The organism is Heyndrickxia shackletonii (genome assembly GCF_001420715.1).
Lineage (GTDB): Bacteria > Bacillota > Bacilli > Bacillales > Bacillaceae_C > Margalitia > Margalitia shackletonii.
Genome location: NZ_LJJC01000004.1, coordinates 1,681,710 through 1,702,744, shown reverse-complemented (window position 1 = coordinate 1,702,744; position 21,035 = coordinate 1,681,710). Strand labels below are relative to the sequence as shown.

Annotated in this window: 17 protein-coding genes, 1 other RNA gene and 1 other annotated feature; of the genes, 2 read left to right on the top strand and 16 right to left on the bottom strand. The window is 36.7% G+C overall.

The genetic code is table 11. The features are described 5' to 3' along the window. Positions 1 to 91 precede the first annotated feature (91 nt). On the top strand, positions 92 to 1,378 hold the full coding sequence (locus tag AN964_RS08015) for a replication-associated recombination protein A (protein WP_055739176.1): 1,287 nt from the start codon (positions 92 to 94) through the stop codon (positions 1,376 to 1,378). A gap of 26 nt (positions 1,379 to 1,404) precedes the next feature. On the opposite strand, the gene AN964_RS08010 is transcribed toward AN964_RS08015, so the two are convergent. From AN964_RS08010 to AN964_RS26655, 10 genes are all read right to left on the bottom strand, one after another. Next, complete coding sequence (locus AN964_RS08010; protein WP_055739175.1) at positions 1,405 to 2,346, bottom strand: ABC transporter permease; 942 nt, start codon at positions 2,344 to 2,346, stop codon at positions 1,405 to 1,407. Continuing rightward, positions 2,339 to 3,253, bottom strand: coding sequence for an ABC transporter ATP-binding protein (locus AN964_RS08005; protein ID WP_055739174.1), 915 nt, complete (start codon positions 3,251 to 3,253; stop codon positions 2,339 to 2,341). The genes AN964_RS08010 and AN964_RS08005 overlap by 8 nt, the downstream gene beginning before the upstream one ends. Next, positions 3,253 to 3,969: an ABC transporter ATP-binding protein gene (locus AN964_RS08000; protein ID WP_152982364.1), complete on the bottom strand. Its 717-nt coding sequence runs from the start codon at positions 3,967 to 3,969 to the stop codon at positions 3,253 to 3,255. Before AN964_RS08000 ends, AN964_RS08005 begins: the two co-directional genes overlap by 1 nt. Further along, the gene (locus tag AN964_RS07995) at positions 3,962 to 4,339 is read right to left on the bottom strand and encodes a GntR family transcriptional regulator (RefSeq protein WP_055739172.1); all 378 of its coding nucleotides are present in this window, start codon (positions 4,337 to 4,339) and stop codon (positions 3,962 to 3,964) included. Before AN964_RS07995 ends, AN964_RS08000 begins: the two co-directional genes overlap by 8 nt. A gap of 3 nt (positions 4,340 to 4,342) precedes the next feature. Further along, positions 4,343 to 5,122, bottom strand: coding sequence for a hypothetical protein (locus AN964_RS07990; protein WP_055739171.1), 780 nt, complete (start codon positions 5,120 to 5,122; stop codon positions 4,343 to 4,345). 120 nt (positions 5,123 to 5,242) lie between these two features. Beyond that, complete coding sequence (locus AN964_RS07985; protein ID WP_055739170.1) at positions 5,243 to 6,007, bottom strand: tRNA threonylcarbamoyladenosine dehydratase; 765 nt, start codon at positions 6,005 to 6,007, stop codon at positions 5,243 to 5,245. A 306-nt stretch (positions 6,008 to 6,313) separates the two neighbouring features. Further along, positions 6,314 to 6,503: non-coding RNA, 6S RNA (gene ssrS / locus AN964_RS25380), on the bottom strand. A gap of 82 nt (positions 6,504 to 6,585) precedes the next feature. Further along, positions 6,586 to 8,364, bottom strand: a complete 1,779-nt coding sequence (gene aspS, locus AN964_RS07980) for an aspartate--tRNA ligase (protein ID WP_055739169.1) — start codon at positions 8,362 to 8,364, stop codon at positions 6,586 to 6,588. 14 nt (positions 8,365 to 8,378) lie between these two features. Continuing rightward, positions 8,379 to 9,647 (bottom strand): histidine--tRNA ligase, encoded by a 1,269-nt coding sequence (gene hisS, locus AN964_RS07975; RefSeq protein WP_055739168.1) that lies wholly within the window; start codon positions 9,645 to 9,647, stop codon positions 8,379 to 8,381. Between the two features lie 88 nt (positions 9,648 to 9,735). Then, positions 9,736 to 9,975: a binding site (T-box leader), on the bottom strand. Positions 9,976 to 10,049: 74 nt separating this feature from the next. After that, complete coding sequence (locus AN964_RS26655) at positions 10,050 to 10,226, bottom strand: hypothetical protein (RefSeq protein WP_055739167.1); 177 nt, start codon at positions 10,224 to 10,226, stop codon at positions 10,050 to 10,052. A gap of 189 nt (positions 10,227 to 10,415) precedes the next feature. Between AN964_RS26655 and AN964_RS07965 the strand changes: the two genes are divergently transcribed. Continuing rightward, positions 10,416 to 12,158, top strand: coding sequence for an N-acetylmuramoyl-L-alanine amidase family protein (locus tag AN964_RS07965; protein ID WP_055739166.1), 1,743 nt, complete (start codon positions 10,416 to 10,418; stop codon positions 12,156 to 12,158). 69 nt (positions 12,159 to 12,227) lie between these two features. Here the strand turns inward: AN964_RS07965 and dtd are convergent, their stop codons facing one another. From dtd to AN964_RS07935, 6 genes are all read right to left on the bottom strand, one after another. Next, positions 12,228 to 12,677: a D-aminoacyl-tRNA deacylase gene (gene dtd / locus AN964_RS07960; RefSeq protein WP_055739165.1), complete on the bottom strand. Its 450-nt coding sequence runs from the start codon at positions 12,675 to 12,677 to the stop codon at positions 12,228 to 12,230. 30 nt (positions 12,678 to 12,707) lie between these two features. Next, positions 12,708 to 14,897, bottom strand: coding sequence for a RelA/SpoT family protein (locus AN964_RS07955; protein WP_055739164.1), 2,190 nt, complete (start codon positions 14,895 to 14,897; stop codon positions 12,708 to 12,710). 327 nt (positions 14,898 to 15,224) lie between these two features. Further along, entirely contained in the window at positions 15,225 to 15,737 is a 513-nt protein-coding gene (locus AN964_RS07950) for an adenine phosphoribosyltransferase (RefSeq protein ID WP_055739163.1), read from the bottom strand. Beyond that, positions 15,728 to 18,097 (bottom strand): single-stranded-DNA-specific exonuclease RecJ, encoded by a 2,370-nt coding sequence (gene recJ / locus AN964_RS07945; RefSeq protein ID WP_055739162.1) that lies wholly within the window; start codon positions 18,095 to 18,097, stop codon positions 15,728 to 15,730. The genes AN964_RS07950 and recJ overlap by 10 nt, the downstream gene beginning before the upstream one ends. 146 nt (positions 18,098 to 18,243) lie before the next feature. Continuing rightward, the gene (secDF, locus tag AN964_RS07940; RefSeq protein WP_055739161.1) at positions 18,244 to 20,511 is read right to left on the bottom strand and encodes a protein translocase subunit SecDF; all 2,268 of its coding nucleotides are present in this window, start codon (positions 20,509 to 20,511) and stop codon (positions 18,244 to 18,246) included. 131 nt (positions 20,512 to 20,642) lie between these two features. Next, a complete protein-coding gene (locus AN964_RS07935) occupies positions 20,643 to 20,954 on the bottom strand; it encodes a post-transcriptional regulator (RefSeq protein ID WP_055739160.1) in 312 nt (103 codons plus the stop codon). Positions 20,955 to 21,035: the final 81 nt, after the last annotated feature.

Below are 21,035 nucleotides of genomic sequence, written 5' to 3'. Positions count from 1 at the left end.
CAAGAAATGCTTGTTATTTCGTTTTAAGACTTTTGAAATGATATACTTTTATTATAAAAAATCGAATCTATTACCTATGGAGAGAGAAATAATGAATGATCAACCATTAGCTTATCGCATGCGGCCAAGGACACTTGATGAGGTTGCAGGACAACAGCATCTTGTCGGGGAAGGAAAAATCATCTACCGCATGGTTTCGGCAAAGCAATTATCTTCGATGATTTTATACGGTCCCCCCGGGATTGGAAAAACATCGATTGCCAGCGCTATAGCAGGCAGTACAAAATATGCTTTTCGAAAATTAAACGCCGTCACAAATAATAAAAAAGATATGGAAATAGTCGCTGCCGAAGCAAAAATGTCCGGGAAGGTTATATTGCTGCTTGATGAGGTTCATCGGCTGGATAAAACAAAACAGGATTTTCTTCTGCCATACCTGGAAAATGGCATGATTGTTTTGATTGGTGCGACAACAAGCAACCCTTACCATGCAATCAATCCTGCCATAAGAAGCAGATGTCAAATTTTTGAATTGTTCCCGCCTACTTCAGAGGAAATGAAGAAAGTGTTAAAAAATGCCCTAAATGATGATGTCCGAGGATTAGGTGCCAGTCAAATCGAAATTGACGAAAATGCCTTTCTTCATTTTGCTACAGCAAGTAATGGAGATGTTCGGAGCGCACTTAATGCATTAGAATTAGCAGCATTATCAACAGCTCCTGATGAGAATGGTATTATTCATATTACAGTCGGGATTGCAGAAGAGTGCTTGCAAAAGAAAGCTTTTGCGCACGATAAAGATGGAGATGGCCATTATGACGTGCTAAGTGCTTTTCAAAAATCAATACGCGGAAGTGATGTGAATGCTGCCCTGCATTATTTAGGAAGACTGATAGAAGCAGGAGATCTTCCAAGTATCAGCCGCCGTTTACTTGTTATCGCCTATGAAGACATCGGACTTGCCAGCCCGCAAGCAGGTGCCAGAACACTCGCTGCCATTCAAACTGCTGAAAAAATCGGTTTTCCCGAGGCCCGGATTCCGCTTGCAAATGCTGTAATCGAGCTTTGTTTATCGCCTAAATCAAATTCTGCCATTTTAGCGATTGATGAAGCAATTGCCGATATTCGAGCCGGAAAAAGCGGGGATGTACCATTGCATTTGAAGGATGCTCATTATCAAGGCGCAAAACAGCTTGGCAGAGGTCTTGATTATAAATACCCGCATGATTATGATAATGGCTGGGTGAATCAACAATATCTGCCGAACACTCTGAAAGGAAAGACATATTACAAACCAAAGCAGACTGGTAAATTTGAACAAGCTCTCGCTGGTGTTTACGAAAAACTATTAAGAAATATGAAAAAAGGAACGGATTAAATCAACGTTCCTTTTTTTCTCTTTATTTATGCCGCTACATCCCGCTTTGTAAATACTCCGAAAGCAAGTAACTGGAAAATCACAAAATATATAATTAACATTGTAATCGAAAATCCGAGAGTCATACCTTTTACCATTGGTGTGCCATCAACATATTGCATTAAGTCTGTATTTGCGAACAAGATATATTTTGCCCAATCAAATTTCATTGAAAGAAGCATCGTTACATTTGAACCCATAACTAATAGAAAAATAGAGATTCCAATAGCTAGAGAACTGTTACGGAATACCGCAGATATCATAAATGCCATCGTTGCAAGCATCAGTACATCAATAGATGAAAGTAAGAACTTCTTCACTAAAAACCACAGCATACTTTGTTCCACAACATGATTGTTTGCATAGGCTAAATGAATATTACTACCAGCACCGGTACCAAATAAGATTAAACCGATTAAAGCTGCTCCAACAAAAAGTACGGCAGTCATTAAAATACCAAATAATAGGACTGTGAAGTATTTAGATAATAAAATCTTGGACCGCTTTATCGGTCTAATCAGCAATAACTTAATTGTTCCCCATCCAAATTCACTTGCAACTATCCCCGCAGCAATGATAATGGTAAATAAGCCTGCAAAAGTGATCAAAGCTGAGCTTTCATTAATAAAAGAATACATCGTTTTCTTAGTTTGTGGTGGTATATTATGTTCGATTCGATATTTATTAATATCAATTTTTTTCTGGATTTCACTTCTTGCAATTTTAGGCATACCTTTCAGTGATTTTTCATCATTTTGAACTTGCGCACTTAGTTCCGTTTTCCAATTTGCATTTTGCTTGCCTTTATCTAAATATATTTTCTGGATTGCTCCCATTCCAATAAGCCCAATAATAATGAGTGCAATCATCACATAAGTTCCGGTGCGTTTGAAAATTTTCAACCATTCATTAGTTATAAGATTAAGCATGTGCAACTTCCTCCTTGCCAGTAACTTCTAAGAAACGATCTTCAAGAGATTTCGAAACTGCCTTCACTTCGTAAATGCGAACGCCGCTTTCCACAAGTTGTTTTATGATATCCGGAATTTGATCTTTTTCTACTTCAATCTCTATACCATTTTCCTGTTGAACAAATGATAGATTCGCGAGATTTTGGACAGAATTTATATTTGTAACGTCCAACTCTATAAAATATTTATGAACATCATCATTAACAAAATCATGGACTTGCTGAACATCAATCAGCTTCCCTTTTTGAATAATGGCAATTCGGTCACACATCATTTCCATCTCCGATAAAAGGTGACTGGAAACGATAACCGCCATTCCTCTTTCTTTTGAAAGGATGCGTAAGTGGTCGCGAATTTCTCTTATTCCGGCAGGGTCTAAACCATTTGTCGGCTCGTCTAATATCATAACTTTTGGGTCATGCAGCAAACTTTGTGCCAATCCTAGACGCTGGCGCATTCCAAGGGAATAAGTTTTCACCTTATCATGTATGCGGTCTGTTAGTCCCACCAGTTGCACCACTTCATCAATTTTTTCCTTTGTGATACCCTTGATCATTCGTGCATATTGCATTAAGTTTTGATACCCTGTTAAAAATTTATACATTTCTGGGTTTTCAACGATTCCCCCGACATTTCGCAATGCTTTATCATGATTTTTTGTAATACTGTTGCCGCAAATGAGAATTTCACCTGAAGTAATCCCCATTAATCCGACAATCATTCTGATAGTGGTAGTTTTTCCGGCACCATTAGGCCCTAAAAAACCAAACACTTCTCCTTCATTAATTGTAAAACTGAGATTATCAATAATCTTTTTACCTTTAATGACCTTAGTGACATTCTTTAATTCAACTGCAGGTTTCATTACTTTTCTCCTCCGTAAACTCCATTTTCTTCCATGATCTTTTTAAACCATTGTAATACAGATACTCCTTTTTCCTCCCGAAGTGTTTCTACGTTTTGTATACCTATTAGGTTCCCATTAAATATAGCTAGCACTTCGTCTAACAGTGGTTCAATTTCATCAATTTCATGGGTAGCGATGATGACCGTTTGTTCCTCAAAATCAATATAGCTTAATAGACTTTTTACAATAGACTCCCTCACCATTGGATCCAGTCCGGAAAATGGTTCATCCAAAAGCAGGATTGGGGCGTTCCTCGAAAGTGCAAGAACTAGCTTCAAGCGGCCGCGATTTCCCTTTGATAATTGTTTTATCTTTTTTGAACGATCCAGTTTTAAATCATTTACAAGCGTATTTGCTTTTTCCATCTCAAAGTCCGGAAATTGGGTAGCATAGAAATCAATCATATGTTGAACGGTAAATGGATCATAAAACATATCCAGTTCTGTTAAGTAAGCAACTTTTCTCGAAATTTTTCGATTTACCAGCTCTCCATCCACGAATATTTCTCCTTTATTCGGATAGACTAGCCCACTTATCATTTTAAGGGTTGTTGATTTTCCGCTGCCGTTTGGACCAAGCAAGCCATAAATCTTACCTGGTTTAAATGTTATCGAAACGTCCTTTAATGAAAAATCCCTTCCATATTTTTTAGATACATTTCTTAACTCAATCATGTTCATCACACCCGTTTAAATAATCCTGTAATCCCTGGACAATTTCTTCTTTGGAAAAACCAATATCTTTCATGCTCTTGACAAACGACTGAATAATATCCGTTTGCAAGCGAATCTTTAATTCAGTTAATATGACCTTATTTTCCGTTATAAAAGTCCCCTGACCCCTTCTTGTTTCCACAATACCCATCCTCTCCATCTCGCTATATGTCCTTTGGATTGTGTTTGGATTTACTCCGGTTTGAATTGCCATTTCCCTTACTGAGGCTAACTTTTCACCGGATGCCATTTCGCCTCTGACAATTTGTTGAAAAATTCGTTCGGCAATTTGCATATATATCGGTTTGGATGTTTGAAATTCTTGTGTCATACCCTACACCTCAACTTTTTTATCCAGAAACCTGCTGGAAATAAAATAAAGAGCAATTGCGATAATGGCATATATAAAGATTGGAATGATAGACACCTGTTGCATATCAAATTGCAAATTCCATTTATGTGACGTTACTACATAATGAAATCTTGGATATATATACATTGGCAGTTTCCATTTCGTAACAATATCTCTAAGAGAATCTATTTGCATTAAGGCAGTTTCAATGGCATTTAAGATGAAAAATAGTATAAGTACGAATAACCATCTTATTTTCTTGATACTCGGATATTTTCCGAGCGAGTGAAAAAAACACCAATAAAATAAAATCCAGCACGAAAAATACAAGCCTGTTAATAATAAAAAGAGAAATAGTGTCACATATGTTAGAAAAGGAAACGATTCGATCTTCATCCCATGACTCAAGACATATTCGTAAACAATATAGCCAGAAATAGTCAGAATAAGTTGAGAAATAACCTGATAGATAAATATAACTGTTATTTTAGCTAATATTAAAGTTTTGCTGCTTTGCGGATTGTATAGCCATAGTTGTGTTTTCCCTTCCAGCTTCAAAGATGATAAGAACATCATAGGCATGAATCCGAAATGTAAAACCGCTATACCTATATTGAATCCAACCGGTACCATCGGCTCATGAATTCGATAAGCGATGATATAGGAAGCAATAATACTAATAAGCATGATTATGATCCAAGTAAGAAACCAAAGTCTTGTAATGTAAAATTCTTTTTTTAACAATCCTTTGAAAGGAATCATCCAGTATCCCAACCTTTTGTATTAGTGTTCTATTTGAATAGTACACTAATACGTGAATACAAGTCAATATTTTATGGCAAAAAAAATAAGCTGCTTAAATTAGCAGCTCATTTAACCGTATTATTTATCTTTAACCCGTTTAATTTCAATATCCTTTAGTATGGAATTCACTACATAGCTCGCCATAAACAAACCGACAGTCGAAGGAACAAATGCATTGGATGACGGTGGCATTTTCGCCTTGCGAATCTTCGCATCATCTTTTCCTACCACTTTTCGGATGTCCTCACGAATCACAATTGGACTTTCATCTGAAAAAACTACCGGAATTCCTTTGCGGATTCCTTCCTTCCGAAGTTTCGCTCGGATTACTTTAGCAATTGGATCTGTATGCGTTTTTGAAATATCCTCTATTCGTAAGCGAGTTGGATCCGTTTTATTAGCAGCACCCATGCTTGAAATAATTGGTATATTTCTCTTTAAACATTCCTTCATTAAGTGAATTTTATAAATAATGGTATCGGAAGCATCAACGACAAAATCCAAATCGTAGCTAAAAAAATCTTCATATGTTTCTTCTGTATAAAACATACTTAATGCAATAACTTCACATTCAGGATTAATATCCTTTATTCTTTCTTTCATTAAGTCTGCTTTCGGTTTCCCAATGGTGGAAAGAAGTGCCGGAAGTTGTCGGTTTATATTGGTAATATCTACATTATCTTTATCAACTAAAATTAGTTTACCTACTCCGCTTCTGGCAAGAGCCTCTGTTGCAAAGGAACCTACTCCGCCAATCCCAAGTATCGCTACAGTACTATTTTTTAATTTTTCTAGGCCTTCTACACCAATAGCAAGTTCATTACGTGAAAATTGATGAAGCAATTGTATCATCTCCAAAGCTAGTTTTCGTATAGATTGTTGTTTTCGTACATGGTAATAAGTTCTAAAGTGGACTTAGTTTTGGGGCATCTTTTCTTAAAAAAGTTAATTATTTTTAACCCCAAAATAAGAGTTTATAATGTTTCTATCTTTAAAACCAACATTTATTAAGAAAAGACCTTTCCAAAAACATCTTTTTCTTACTTGAATAAGAATAAACAATTCATAGTTGAATTGCAATATAGATTTATTTTTAATCCAAATAAAAAACCCTCTATCACTAGAGAGTTAAGATTTCCATTATTGATGATGAGCCCCAATCATGCCGTCAACAAAAATCCTTTTGTCTTGAACCCGCTCTTTCGCAGGTGGGTGTTCTGCCCCAGCTTTTATACGTCCTTCCATAAAGGCATGTATGCCAGTTGGAAACTCCGAACTCCCGAAGGTAGATATGTTCGGTCAAAACGATAAGGTGTCACAACGTACACATCAGGACTCATCTGCTTGTAAATAGAATATCACGGTTTTTTTTATATTTCAATGTGACTAAAGGTGGAAATGATTGACTATATTCGACAAAATTATTCTGTTTTCTTCTTCAAGTTTAGCGATAAACTTAGTTCATCCAATTGTTGTTGGCTTACTTCACCAGGTGCTTCCGTTAACAGACAGCTTGCACTTGCTGTTTTCGGAAATGCAATGGTATCACGAAGGTTTGTTCTTCCGGCAAGAAGCATGACAATTCGGTCTAAACCAAGGGCAATTCCGCCATGTGGAGGTGTGCCATAATCAAAAGCTTCAAGCAAGAATCCAAATTGTTCTGTAGCTTGTTCTTTTGTAAATCCAAGTGTCTTAAACATTTTTTCTTGAACATCACGTTCAAAAATACGTAAAGATCCACCGCCAAGTTCATAGCCATTAAGCACCAAATCGTAAGCTTGCGCTTTAACACTTGCAGGATCACTTTCTAATTTATCGATTTCTTCTCTGACTGGCATTGTAAATGGATGGTGGGCTGCATAATAACGACCTTCTTCTTCGTCATATTCAAATAACGGCCAGTCTGTTACCCATAAGAAATTAAATTTACTTTGGTCAATCAACTGAAGATCTTTCCCCAGTTTTAATCGTAATGCTCCAAGTGCATCTGCAACAACAGATTTTTTATCTGCTACGAATAATAGTAAATCTCCTGTTTCAGTTTCAAGTAATTGACTTAGCTGACTTTGTTCTTCTTCGGAAAAGAATTTCGAGATTGGTCCTTTTAAGCCCTCTTCTTCCACTTTCAACCAAGCTAAGCCTTTAGCGCCATATACTGAAACAAACTCTGTTAAACCATCAATATCTTTTCTGGAATATTTGTCTGCGGCACCTTTTACATTTATGGCTTTTACTTGGCCACCAGAAGAAACTGCTCCTGAAAATACTTTAAAACCAGAATCCTTCACTAGCTCAGAAACATCTACCAATTCCAGACCAAAACGTGTATCCGGCTTATCAGAACCATAACGGCTCATCGCTTCATCATACGTTAATCTTGGAAGTGGAGTAACGATGTCTATTCCTTTCACTTCCTTCATCAAACGGCTCATCATTCTTTCCGTCATTGCCATTATATCTTCTTGACTGTAGAAGCTTGTTTCAATATCGATTTGGGTAAATTCAGGCTGACGGTCAGCACGTAAATCCTCATCCCTAAAACATCTTGCAATTTGATAATATTTATCGAAACCAGCAACCATTAATAATTGCTTAAAGATTTGCGGAGATTGCGGAAGTGCATAAAAATCTCCTGGATGAACCCGGCTTGGCACCAAATAATCACGTGCCCCCTCAGGAGTACTCTTCGTTAAAATCGGTGTCTCCACATCTAAAAAGCCTTCTTCATCTAAAAAGTTGCGAAAAGATTTTGTGACGTTATGACGCATTTTAAAAGTCTCAAATAAAACAGGTCTGCGAAGGTCTAAATAACGATATTTTAATCGTAGATCTTCTGAAACATCCGTATTATTTTCAATCATAAATGGAGGAGTTTTAGCTTCATTTATAATGGATACTTTTTCTACCTTTATTTCTATTTTACCTGTCTTAATGTTTTCATTAATAGTTCCTTCACTTCTGCCAACAACTTCCCCTTGGACATCCAAAACATATTCATTTCGTACCTTTTCTGCTATTGCTAATGCTTCTGTTGAATTAGCAGGATTGAAGACAATTTGTACAATACCGGTACGGTCACGTAAATCAATAAAGATTAGCCCTCCAAGATCCCTTCTTTTTTGAACCCAGCCTTTTAAAGTAACTGTTTCTCCAATATTTTTTTCCGTAATTTCTCCACAATAATAGGTTCTTCCAAACATAACCATTGCCTCCCTTATCGACCTAATCTTTCAAATTCAGATATGAAGTTTGAGATAGAAAGTTCTACTTGCTCTCCATTCTCCATATTCTTCACCACTACTTTGTTCATTTTTATTTCATCTTCACCCAAAATGGCAACAAATTTCGCTTTCATTCTGTCTGCCGCCTTAAGCTGTGCTTTCATTTTTCGGTCTAGATAATCCTTATCAGCCGAATACCCTGCTTTTCTTAGCTGTTGCAATAAAACCATGGCTGGAATTTTTGCTTCGTCTCCTAAAGCAACTACATAGCAGTCCACTTTTGCTTCCGTTTGCAAGGTAATACCTTCGGCGTCCAATGCAGCAATTAAACGTTCAATACTAAGTGCAAATCCCATTCCCGGAGTTTCCGGTCCGCCCATCTCCTGAACAAGTCCATTATAACGACCGCCTCCGCATAACGTAGTAATGGCACCGAATCCTTCAGCATTACTCATAATTTCAAATGCTGTGTGATTATAGTAATCCAGCCCTCTCACTAAGGTAGGATCTACTTCGTACGCGATGCCTAGAGCATCTAAATAAGCAAGAACTTGATCAAAGTATTGCTTTGATTCTTCGTTGAAAAATTCAAATATAGGCGGTGCAGATTTCATTAACTCATGATCCCGATCTTTTTTACAATCCAAAATACGTAATGGATTTTTTTCTAAACGATTTTGGCAATCTGCACAAAACTCATGAATTCTTGGTTTAAAATGTTTAATTAAAGCTTCACGGTGTGCGATTCTGCTTTCCTTATCCCCAAGGCTGTTTATAACCAATTTCAAATGTTTCAAGCCCAGGCTTTGATAAACCTCCATCGCAAGTGAAATTACTTCTGCATCAATGGCAGGATCTTGACTGCCTAACGCTTCGACCCCGAATTGCACAAACTGACGGTATCTGCCCGCCTGTGGTCTTTCATATCGAAACATTGGGCCATTATAAAATAATTTAACAGGTTGGTTAGGATCACCGTACATTTTATTTTCCACATAGGAACGAACAACTGCCGGAGTTCCTTCGGGTCGCAGCGTTAAATCCCGATCGCCGCGGTCCTTAAACGAATACATTTCCTTTTGAACGATATCTGTCGTTTCTCCGCTCTTATGAAATAATTCCGTGTGTTCGAATATTGGAGTTCGAATTTCTTTATATTGATATTTATGGCAAATTTCTTTCGCTTTGTTTTCAATGAGTTCCCATGTTCCAACTTGGCTGGGTAAAATATCCTGTGTTCCTCTTGGAATCTGAATTGCCACTGTTTTTCCTCCTTTAATTTTTTTCCATATGTACTATTTGTGCGGGAATCGAAAAAAAATAAAAAAACCCTCGATCCCTTGTTAAAAAACAAGGGACGAGAGTTTTGTTTCCCGTGGTGCCACCCTAATTGAAGTTTACACTTCCACTTAAGAACAGTTAACGCCTGTTATACGTTCTACCCCTACTAAATATCGTTATCGCGACTTTTTCAGGAAGAAACCTACAAAGTGTTCATTCGCTAAGTCATCATGCAGAGTGCTTCCAGCCTAGGCAACTCTTCTCTTTCCATGTGTACTCTTAACTACTGTGCTTTATCAACGGTTATATGTTGAAATGTTCTTTTATATTTATATAATAATACGAGGGGGAATACGCATTGTCAAGTGTATTTAGAATAAAAGTTAAGAACGTTCCATTTTCTTTTTTAGCAATTTTACTTCCCCTAAAGATAAACCAAATTCTGATGCAAGTTCAACGGACCCGGCCTGGTTTTCTTTTTCGATAAAATGATGAAAGTCTGTATGAAAAATTTGACTGCTTCCTGCATTGCTTATTTGATTTTTGTCATTTATTCTCATGTAGTGTCTCCTTTTCCCTATTTATTTCGTATTGGATTCAAAAATTGTCATATTATTATTCTTTCCCACGATAATTCTTTTCTTTCATTAAACAGGAGATTTTTATTTTATAAAGAATACATACATGTGGCACTAAAATAGGGAAATCCCTTAAGCTCGCGAAAAAAGATAAGGAGGTGCATCACCCTATTGGGTAGAAAATTAACATTTATTTTGCTGATATTATTACTTACGTGCACTGGATTTAATCAGCCAGTGAAAAAGGTTCAGGCGGAAACAAGCAAAGTAACCGTTAATGCATCCGTGCTGAATATTCGAAAAGGCCCTGGATTATCGTATCCGATTTTGAAGCAGGTGCAAAAAGGAGATCAATTTACTGTTTTACAGAAAAAAAATGATTGGTATGAAATTAAAATGCCTTCCGGGGATACAGGTTGGGCAGCTAGTTGGCTTGTTTCATTAAACGAGTCCAATACAGTTGGTGGCGGAACAGGTACTGTAACGGTAGATGGAGTGCGTTTAAGAAGCGGTCCAAGTTCAGACTCTTCTATTTTGCGAGTACTTCAAAAAGATCAGGTTGTAACCATTCAATCGCAAAATGGAAATTGGGTAAAGGTCACGGTAGATGGAGGGAATGGGTGGATATCAAAAGACTTTCTTTCTTCAAAGGAAAAGGTGTCTATTCAGTCTTCCAGCAGTAAAGGAATAGTGACAGTGGATAATCTTAATATCCGAACCTCTCCAACTATTTCGAGCAGTGTAATTGGTTCTTTAAACACCGGCAATGAACTTAATATATTGGAAGAGCAAAACGGTTGGGTTCATTTTACCATGGGTACACTGGAAGGCTGGGTCAGCAGCCAGTATGTTCAAAAGGTAAGCGGAAATGAAGGGAACCAGAATACTCAGTCGAAAAATTCCAATCAAAAGATGACAGGAACTGTAAATGTTAACTCCATTAATGTTCGCAGTAAACCTTCATTAGATGGAAAAATCATTGGATCTATAACAAGTGGCCAAAGCTTTGAAATCGAAAAGGAAGAAAACAATTGGATTGAAATTAAGCTTAATAACCAGATTGGATGGATTGCTGGCTGGTATGTCAATAAATCCACTCAATCCACCGTTACAGCTCCCCAGAAAGGAAGTCAAAAAGGCAGCGTTACGATTCTTTACAATGGGACCAATTTAAGAGGCAACGCCACGACTAACTCCAGCATTCTTTCAAGAGCAAATGCCGGAGATTCCTTTAATATTCTGGATACTGTGAACGATTGGTATAAAATTCAGCTAAAAAATGGCGGAATTGCTTATGTTGCTTCTTGGTTGGTTTCATCCAGTGAAACTAAGTCTAAATCATCTGAGATGAATACACCTCCTAGTACTACTGGTGGTCTTAAGGGAAAAATCATCGTAATTGACCCCGGCCATGGCGGTCAGGACAAAGGTACTAGCGGATATAGAGGGACATTTGAAAAGAATATTACATTGAGTACTGCTATGAAGCTATATCAAAAATTAAAAAATGCTGGTGCCAATGTTATTTTAACGAGAAGTGATGATCATTATATTTCATTGCCTGCTCGTGTGGGAATAGCACAAAACAATCATGCGGACGCCTTTATAAGCATTCATTTTGATAGTTTAAAAGAAGACCAAAGTGTTACTGGGCATACTACTTACTACTATCACGAGAATCAAAAAGAATTGGCGAATGATATTGACCAGGGCATTTCAGCTTCCGTTTCTGTAAAAGACAGAGGAGTTCGATTCGGGGATTTTCATGTTATTCGGGAAAACAGCGGTCCTGCTGTTTTGACGGAATTAGGATATTTAAGTAATCCTAATGAAGAGCTCCTCATTAATACGCAGCAATACCAAGAGCTTGTTTCTACAGGTATCTATAATGGATTAGTGGAATATTTCAAATAGTACCAGAAACAAAATGGGTTATGGTACATGTCGCTTATCCACAAAAAAAAGAGAGGATCTGATTATATGTCAGATTCTCTCTTTGCTTTCCACAATAAGTGTTACAGGACCATCGTTAATTAGCTTTACATCCATCATTGCACCAAACTCTCCAGTCTCAACATGGATGTCTGCTTTTCTTAGACATTCATTAAAATATTCATAAATGGATAACGCATGCTCTGGCCTTGCTGCATCCATAAAATTTGGTCTTCTGCCTTTTCGACAATCACCATATAATGTGAATTGAGTTATAGACAGGATTTGCCCTCCTACATCCAGTAAAGAATAATTCATCTTTTCATTTTCATCTTCAAAGACTCGAAGATGGACAATCTTATCTGCCACATATTTCGCATCTTCCAACGTATCTGAATGAGTGATTCCTACAAGGAGGACAAATCCAGCGGAAATTTGCCCGACGATTTTGCCGTTTACTTCTACACTTGCTTCCTTACTTCTTTGTAATACTACACGCATGAATCAGTATACTCCTTTAAAAAAACATCTTTAGCTCATAATGCGGCGAACAGAATAAATATCAGGAATTTGTTTAATTCTTTCCACTACTTTATGAAGATGGCTAATATTTACAATAGAAATAGACATCGTGATAGTAGCCATTTTATTCCGGTCAGATCGACCGCTTACAGCTGTAATGTTTGTTTTTGTTTCATTAACCGCCTGCAATACCTCGTTTAATAACCCCCGACGATCGTAACCAGATATTTCAATGTCGACATTATATTCCTTACAATTGGTAGAATCTGATTCCCATTCAACCGCAATAAGGCGATTTTGCAACTCTTCATCGGTGACATTTGGACAATCTGCTCTGTGTACAGAAACCCCTCTGCCTTTAGTAATGAAACCTACAATTTCATCACCAGGAACCGGATTACAACAACGTGATAAACGAATTAATAGATTATCAATTCCTTTAACTACTACACCAGTCTCGTGTTTTTTCTTCTTTGGAGGAGCTTTAAGCTCTGTCATCACTTCTTGAACAGCTTCTTTTTGATCGCGTTTTTTGCGCCATTTTTCTGTTAAACGATTGGCAATCTGCAAAGCAGTAATCCCATTATATCCAACTGCTGCGTACATATCATCTTCTTGAACAAAATTGAACTTCTCTGCAACTTTCTTAACATTATCCGTCGTTAAGATTTCCTTTAAATCAAAGTCCATATTTTTGATTTCTTTTTCGACTAATTCTTTACCTTTAATAATGTTTTCTTCTTTTTGCTGTTTTTTAAAGAATTGCCGTATTTTATTTTTTGCTTGGGATGTTTGGGCTAACTTTATCCAATCCCTGCTTGGACCATAGGAATGTTTGGAAGTTAAGATTTCAATAATGTCACCCGTTTTTAACTTATAATCCAGTGTTACCATCTTGCCATTTATCTTGGCACCAATTGTTTTATTACCAATCTCAGAATGAATTCGATAAGCAAAGTCTATTGGGACGGAACCAGACGGAAGTTCAATGACATCACCCTTTGGGGTAAAAACAAATACCATGTCAGAGAACAGGTCAATTTTTAGCGACTCCATAAACTCTTCCGCATTAGCGGATTCATTTTGAAATTCTAATATTTCCCTAAACCAGGACAGTTTTTTCTCAAATGATGTTTGGTTATTAACGGACTTGCCTTCTTTATACGCCCAGTGTGCGGCAACCCCAAATTCTGAGATTCGATGCATCTCAAATGTTCTAATCTGAACTTCCAATGGATCTCCCTTGGGACCAATTACCGTTGTATGCAAGGATTGATACATGTTTGGTTTAGGCATGGCGATATAATCTTTAAAACGGCCCGGCATCGGTTTCCAGCAAGTATGAATAATTCCGAGCACAGCGTAGCAATCCTTTATACTGTTAACAACAATTCGCACAGCTAATAAATCATAAATTTCATTAAATTGCTTATGCTGGAGAACCATTTTTCGATAGATGGAATAAATATGCTTTGGTCTCCCAGAAATATCAGCTTTTATTGATACATCATTTAATCGTTCTTTTACCTCATCAATAACATCATCCAAATACTGCTCCCTTTCAGCACGCTTCCGTTTCATTAAATTGACAATTCGATAATATTGTTGGGGATTTAAGTACCTGAGGGCCGTATCCTCGAGCTCCCATTTTATTTTGGAAATCCCGAGTCGATGTGCAAGTGGGGCGAAAATTTCCAAAGTTTCATTTGCGATTCTTCTCTGTTTTTCGATTGGCAAATGCTTTAAGGTTCTCATATTATGAAGACGGTCGGCTAGCTTTATTAAAATCACACGTATATCCTGTGCCATCGCCACAAACATTTTTCTGTGATTTTCCGCTTGTTGTTCCTCATGGGATTTATATTTAATTTTTCCTAACTTTGTGACACCGTCGACTAACATGGCTACTTCTTCATTAAATTCATCACAGATTTCTTCAAGTGTGACACTCGTATCCTCTACGACATCATGAAGAAAGCCCGCTGCCACTGTGGAAGGATCCATTTCCAAATCCGCTAATATCCCAGCTACCTGGATGGGATGGATAATGTATGGTTCTCCTGATTTGCGGAACTGTTCCTTATGAGCTTCATTTGCAAATTCATATGCTTTAAGCACTAATGCAACATGTTCTTCGTTTAAATATTCTTTTGTTCTATTTATCACATCATCGGCGGATAAAATTTGATCTTTCGCCATAGTATAAGATCACCTTTAAATGAATTTTTGAATGATTGTATTTATTATCGAAAAAAAAACGAATATTGTAAAGTAATTCATGACGTTTTTTTATGGAAATTAATATATATTTGTCGAATCTTCACACATAAAACAATATTACTATATGCTCTTTTCGTAATCTTTGTTGTTTTTGTAGATAAAAGCTAATAAATATCCTTATTTCGGTAATTAGCGAACTTTTTAAAGTGCCCCGAAATGAAGATGATATTGTTTTTTTACGATTTACAAAAAGCTACAATCTATTACGTAAATAGTTACTAAAAAAAGCACTCACTTGAGTGCCTTTTAATATTCCATTAATGTAAGTATATCGTAACCGTCTAATTTTTTGCGACCTTCTAAATAAGATAGTTCAATTAAGAAAGCGATTCCAGCCACAACTCCTCCAAGCTCCTCAACAAGTTTGATTGTTGCTTCAATTGTTCCTCCTGTAGCAAGCAAATCATCTGTAATAAGAACTCGTTGACCTGGTTTTATTGCATCTTTGTGAATGGTTAAGGCATCCTTGCCATATTCCAAGCCGTATTCAACTTGAATCGTTTCTCTAGGAAGTTTTCCAGGTTTTCTTACCGGCGCAAAGCCAACTCCAAGAGCATACGCAACTGGGCAGCCAATAATAAATCCGCGTGCTTCCGGACCAACAACAAGATCAATTTCTTTTTCCTTTGCATATTTAACTATTTCATCTGTCGCAAATTTATATGCCTCGCCATTATCCATTAATGTCGTAATATCCTTAAATACAATACCTTGCTTTGGCCAATCTGGGACAATTGTTACATACTGCTTTAAATCCATTTCGTCATTTCCTCCTCATGTTCCACTGTTCGTGAAACTCTTTCATCAAACCATGATTTCAACTCTTTATATGATGAATATAGAAGTTCATTTTCAAGAGTTATTTGTTGTTGTTTTTCTTGATATGTTTTTGATTCGACTAAATCTCTTTTTACTTTTACAGGTTTTAAGGAAATTAGCCCATCCTCTATTGTAACAAATTCCAGATCAAAAAACACCTGTGACATGAAATCAATTGTTTTACGAGACCAACCTTTAAACGCTGCAAGCTGATCTCCTTGTCTCATTACATTAAATGTCTTTTGCTTTATTAGGAATCCATAGAACCATTTAAAATGCTCCCTTGTTGGAATGGTGCTGAAATAATGATCCTGTTCGTGAAAAAAATGACAATAAATACGACTAGGCTTCTTGTCTTTTATAAGCATTTCTAATTTTGTCAAGGACGTCGGGAGATCTAATAGGACGATATTTCGATCATCAATTTGCAGTTCCAAACATTGCGTTTCATCTTTCATTTCAACAATATCGAATTGTAATGAATCAAGTGCCAACTTTTCTAACGTTTGATGTTGAAAGACAATAAAAAGACTCTCATTCTTAGGAATAAATGGTATCCATTTGTTCCATTGTTTAACCCCTCGAAAGTCAAAGAGCTGCCATTCTTCTATTTTCATATCCCTCAAAAAGATTTGGGGCTTACGAACATTATTCCACTCATTTATTGCTAATTCTCCCAATACCGAAACACTTGCTAAAGGCGAAACTTGATGAAAATAATCCCCCATACCAAATCCGACTCCATCCAATATAGAGCCTTCTTTTTCAAGCACTACTTTTAAATGCTTATTGTCTGCGCCAATTTGTCTCAATTGACTAATGGATAATTTTTCGATCATTATTTTCGGTTTTGGATTGCCAGTTCCATATGGCGCTAGTAAGTTTAATTCCTGAATAGATTCTAAATTTACTTCTTCAATTGGAATATTGGCATCTATTTCTGTAATCGGAATAAAATCTTCACTGGATAAGCTTGTATTTGCTAAATGATTTAACCGAGTTCGTAATTCCGATACATCATCCAATGACAATGTCATCCCTGCTGCCATTGTATGTCCTCCAAAATGAGGGAGTATATCACGGCAAGTAGATAAATTTTGAAAGAGGTCAAAACCGACTATACTTCTTGCAGAACCTTTTGCTAATTTCTTTTCCGTATCAAAGCTTAAAACAATGGTCGGTCGGTAATAGCGTTCAACAAGCCTCGAAGCGACGATTCCTATGACACCGGGATTCCATCCCTCTTTTCCGATAACGATTACTTTATTTTCCTGAAGGTCGAATTCCGCTTCAATCATGGAAATAGCATCTTTTGTTATGTCATTAACTATTGACTGCCTTTCTTTATTTATGCCGTCAATCTCTTTAGCAATCTCGTTTGCTGCTTCGAAATCATCTGTTAATAGCAATTCAACAGCAGGAGCCGCATGATCCAAACGACCTGGAGCGTTTAATCGGGGTGCAAGCATGAATCCCACCGTTTCTTCATTAATATCTTCCGGTGATGAATTAGATAACGCGTATAATGCACGGATTCCAGGACGCTCCGTAATCCCCAATTTCTTTAAGCCTTTTTTTACAATAAGACGATTTTCTCCATGTAAAGGAACTAGATCGGCCACAGTACCAATCGTTACAACATCTAACAATTCCTCTGGCACTCTGCCATACAAAGCATGAGCCAATTTAAATGCTACTCCAACACCAGCTAGTTCCTTAAATGGATATTTACTCTCTGGATGTTTTGGATGGACAATAGCAAGTGCTTCCGGAAGTTCTGGACCAGGTTCATGATGATCGGTAATAATCAAGTCCATTCCTAATTCTTTTGCTAGCAATGCCTCATTAATTGCAGCTATGCCTGTATCGACTGTAATAATTAATTTATACCCATTGTCAGCCGCCCAGCGAAAAGCCATTTCGTTGGGGCCATAGCCTTCCGTGAAACGATTAGGAATATAAAAATCAACTTTCGCACCTAAATCCTTTAAAACCGTCATGAGCACTGTTGTACTGCTGACACCGTCCGCATCATAATCCCCAAATACGAGAATTTTCTCTCCGTTAGCAATGCTTTCGTTAATTCTTTGAACAGCAATATCCATATCGAATAATAGATAAGGATCATGAAAAGATGTATCCTCCATAAATAAAAAAGACCTCGCTTCTTCCGTTTCTACAATTCCACGATTCACTAAAAGAATAGAAACTAGCGGGGTAATGTTTAATTGTTCTACTAGTTTTCGGGCAGCTGAAGAAACTGTCTCTTTGACAACCCAGCGCGTTTTTGACTTTAACATAGGTTCACCTCTTAACATTCTAATTATACAATTAATCCTTCCTACCTGTCATCCTATCAATTTAGAGGTGATAAAAAAATTGATTCTTTCAAAATTATACCAATAGACAAAAAAGGCACCTGTTATATCAGGTACCTTTTGTATTGTTATACTTGTGGTTCATCCGACCATTTACGTTTTTCTTTTACTGTTTTTAGAGGCCCTTTTTTCTTCAATTCGCGTTTCTTTAGATCAAACCAAAGCTGTGCCGCGATGAAAATGGAAGAATAACAACCCATAACCAATCCGACTAACAAGGCGATAGAGAAGTTTCTAATAGACTCGCTTCCGAATATTAACAATGCTAAAGCTGTAATAACAACGGTTAGCACAGTGTTAATAGAACGGGTCAATGTTTGGCGAATACCTGCATTTACAATGTTCGCAAGTTCCTCTGTCGTTTTAACCCTTCCTTTCGACTTCATGTTATCACGGATTCGGTCGAAGGTAACAATCGTATCATTAATGGAATAACCAACGATTGTTAAAACAGCCGCAATAAAGGTTAAATCTACTTCCAGTCTTGTAATACTGAAGAAAGCTACAATCAAAAAGGCATCATGTAAGAGCGAAACAATTGCCGCAAGCCCCATCCTCCATTCAAATCGAAGGGAAACGTAGATAATGATTCCTATTGCAGCGATAATGAGCGAAATAATCGCATTCTTCGCAAGTTCTTTCCCAACAGTAGGAGATACTTTGCTCAAACTAGTTGTGTTATGTCCATATTTTTTGTCAAAATAGGATTTTACTTGTTCCTCTTTCTGTTTTGAAAAGTCGTCCTTAAATCGGACAACACCAACTTGATTTTTATTTCCGCCTAATACTATATCTTCTGAAGTCAGATGAAGCGATTGTATATCAGATCGGATTTGTTGCTCCGTCAACGGTTGTTTTGCCATTATTTGCAAACGAGTACCTTTGGAAAAATCAATACTTAAATTCAAGCGGAAAATCGCAAGGAAAATAATCCCTAGAACGGTAAGAGCAATGGAAATTGTATAAAATATTTTGCGATGCTTTACAAAATCAAATTTATCGAAACGTGTTGATAAATCATGTGTATCAACATTTTCCGCAAGATTATGGATAGATTTTCGATTAACCCCAAACCAACCTGGTCTATTTTTCAGTAGATTACTGTTAACCCAGAATCCCAAGAAAATTCGAGCCCCGTAAACGGCTGTAAGGAAACTTAATAGGATACTGATAATTAACATGGTTGCAAACCCTTTTACAGAGCTGTTCCCATAAACAAATAATACGGCGGCAGCTAATATCGTAGTGATATTGGCATCAAAAATCGCGATAAAGGATGATTTATTTCCGGCATGAAAGGCAGCTTTTATCGTCCTTCCAACCCGAATTTCTTCCTTGATCCGCTCATAGGTAATGATATTGGCATCTACTGCCATACCGACCCCGAGAACTAAAGCCGCAATTCCCGGCAATGTTAAAACACCATGTATTAAATAGAAGATTAAAAGCGTTAAATAAATATAAATGAACAATGTAACCGTTGCAATAATTCCTGGCAAACGATAATAACCAATCATAAATAAGAAAATAACTAGAACACCTATAACACCTGCTGTAACAGTTGTATTTAGAGAGTGTTGACCGAACTTCGCACCAACAGATGTGGAGTATTCTTCTTTCATTTTAACCGGCAGTGCACCTGCTTTTAATAGAGATGCTAGATTTTGTGCCTCTTCCACGGTGAAATGTCCCGTTATTTGTACACTATCTGTATTTAATACTTGAGATACACTTGGATTGGAAAGGAATTTTGGATTTTTTTTGCTAAGTTCTTTTTTATAAGAATCTTTCCCTTCTTGAAAATCCATCCAAATAATTAATTGATTATTTGGTGACATATCAAGAATTTTTTTTGTAACATTTTTAAACTTATTGCGATCTTTTAATTTCAAAACTACATCTGGATTTCCGGATTCGTCAAAGGATTGCTTCGCAGATCCTTGTACTAAATCCGTTCCATCCATCATCTTTTTATCATTTACATCACGAAATGATATATTTGCTTCGGTAGACAGCATTTTTCGTGCTTCATCTTGATTCTTTACCCCTGCAAGCTGAACACGAATTCTGTCCTTGCCTTCAATTTGAATATTAGGTTCGTTAACACCTAACGCATTTACACGTTTATCAAGTGCCTGTACCGTACTATTCAAAACGTCTTTTGTAATTTTCTGACCCTTAATTGCCGGCTCAACTTTGTACAAAACTTCAAATCCGCCTTGCAAATCGAGACCTAAGTTAATTTTTTTAACAATACTATCCGTAGTGCCTCCCATGAGTCCGGCAAACAAAAGGACAATCAGAAAAAAGGCAATAATACGACTTCTTTTTACCATTATGTAAATCCTCCCAGCAAAAATAAAAAAGCTTTTAAATCTACTTTCTATTTATAAGTGCAATTATGTACAGTTATTAATATTATGAAGTAGAAAAAAAAAAGTGTCAATTTTTGTTTTTTATCTATTTGTTATTTGTCATTAGGTTTTAATAGCTCTTGTAATTCTTCTCCGTCCAATTCAACAAACCAATTAGGAGATTTAAAAGCCTCTATCGTTGCATAATTCATATAGTCCCCTGCTTTAACCGATAGGACATCAGAAACCAGTTCATGTACTCTTATTTCATTTTGTGTTTTTTTCCATTTTTTCTTGGTCAAGTAATCCCATAATTCCCTTACTTCCACTTTTCCATAGCCAATAAGCAAAAATTCCTCGACTTTGCTTTTTAGCGCAGGTTGAAGTACTTCAAAATATTCATCGTATGGATGTATTTTATCCAACCCCTTTTCCCCCTTGATAATGAACTTGTCATGCTTTGTCCATCATGCAGCATATACATTTAATTGTATATGAAATTACCG

Bases quoted from the DNA above. Each gene is read 5' to 3' on its own strand.
- AN964_RS07950 (WP_055739163.1), bottom strand. From the start codon at position 15,737: ATGGATTTAAAGCAGTATGTAACAATTGTCCCAGATTGGCCAAAGCAA.
- recJ (WP_055739162.1), bottom strand. From the start codon at position 18,097: ATGTTAAAGTCAAAAACGCGCTGGGTTGTCAAAGAGACAGTTTCTTCA.
- secDF (WP_055739161.1), bottom strand. From the start codon at position 20,511: ATGGTAAAAAGAAGTCGTATTATTGCCTTTTTTCTGATTGTCCTTTTG.
- AN964_RS07995 (WP_055739172.1), bottom strand. From the start codon at position 4,339: ATGACACAAGAATTTCAAACATCCAAACCGATATATATGCAAATTGCC.
- aspS (WP_055739169.1), bottom strand. From the start codon at position 8,364: ATGTTTGGAAGAACCTATTATTGTGGAGAAATTACGGAAAAAAATATT.
- AN964_RS07955 (WP_055739164.1), bottom strand. From the start codon at position 14,897: ATGGCGAAAGATCAAATTTTATCCGCCGATGATGTGATAAATAGAACA.
- AN964_RS07990 (WP_055739171.1), bottom strand. From the start codon at position 5,122: ATGATTCCTTTCAAAGGATTGTTAAAAAAAGAATTTTACATTACAAGA.
- AN964_RS08010 (WP_055739175.1), bottom strand. From the start codon at position 2,346: ATGCTTAATCTTATAACTAATGAATGGTTGAAAATTTTCAAACGCACC.
- dtd (WP_055739165.1), bottom strand. From the start codon at position 12,677: ATGCGTGTAGTATTACAAAGAAGTAAGGAAGCAAGTGTAGAAGTAAAC.
- AN964_RS08015 (WP_055739176.1), top strand. From the start codon at position 92: ATGAATGATCAACCATTAGCTTATCGCATGCGGCCAAGGACACTTGAT.
- AN964_RS26655 (WP_055739167.1), bottom strand. From the start codon at position 10,226: ATGAGAATAAATGACAAAAATCAAATAAGCAATGCAGGAAGCAGTCAA.
- AN964_RS08005 (WP_055739174.1), bottom strand. From the start codon at position 3,253: ATGAAACCTGCAGTTGAATTAAAGAATGTCACTAAGGTCATTAAAGGT.
- AN964_RS08000 (WP_152982364.1), bottom strand. From the start codon at position 3,969: ATGATTGAGTTAAGAAATGTATCTAAAAAATATGGAAGGGATTTTTCA.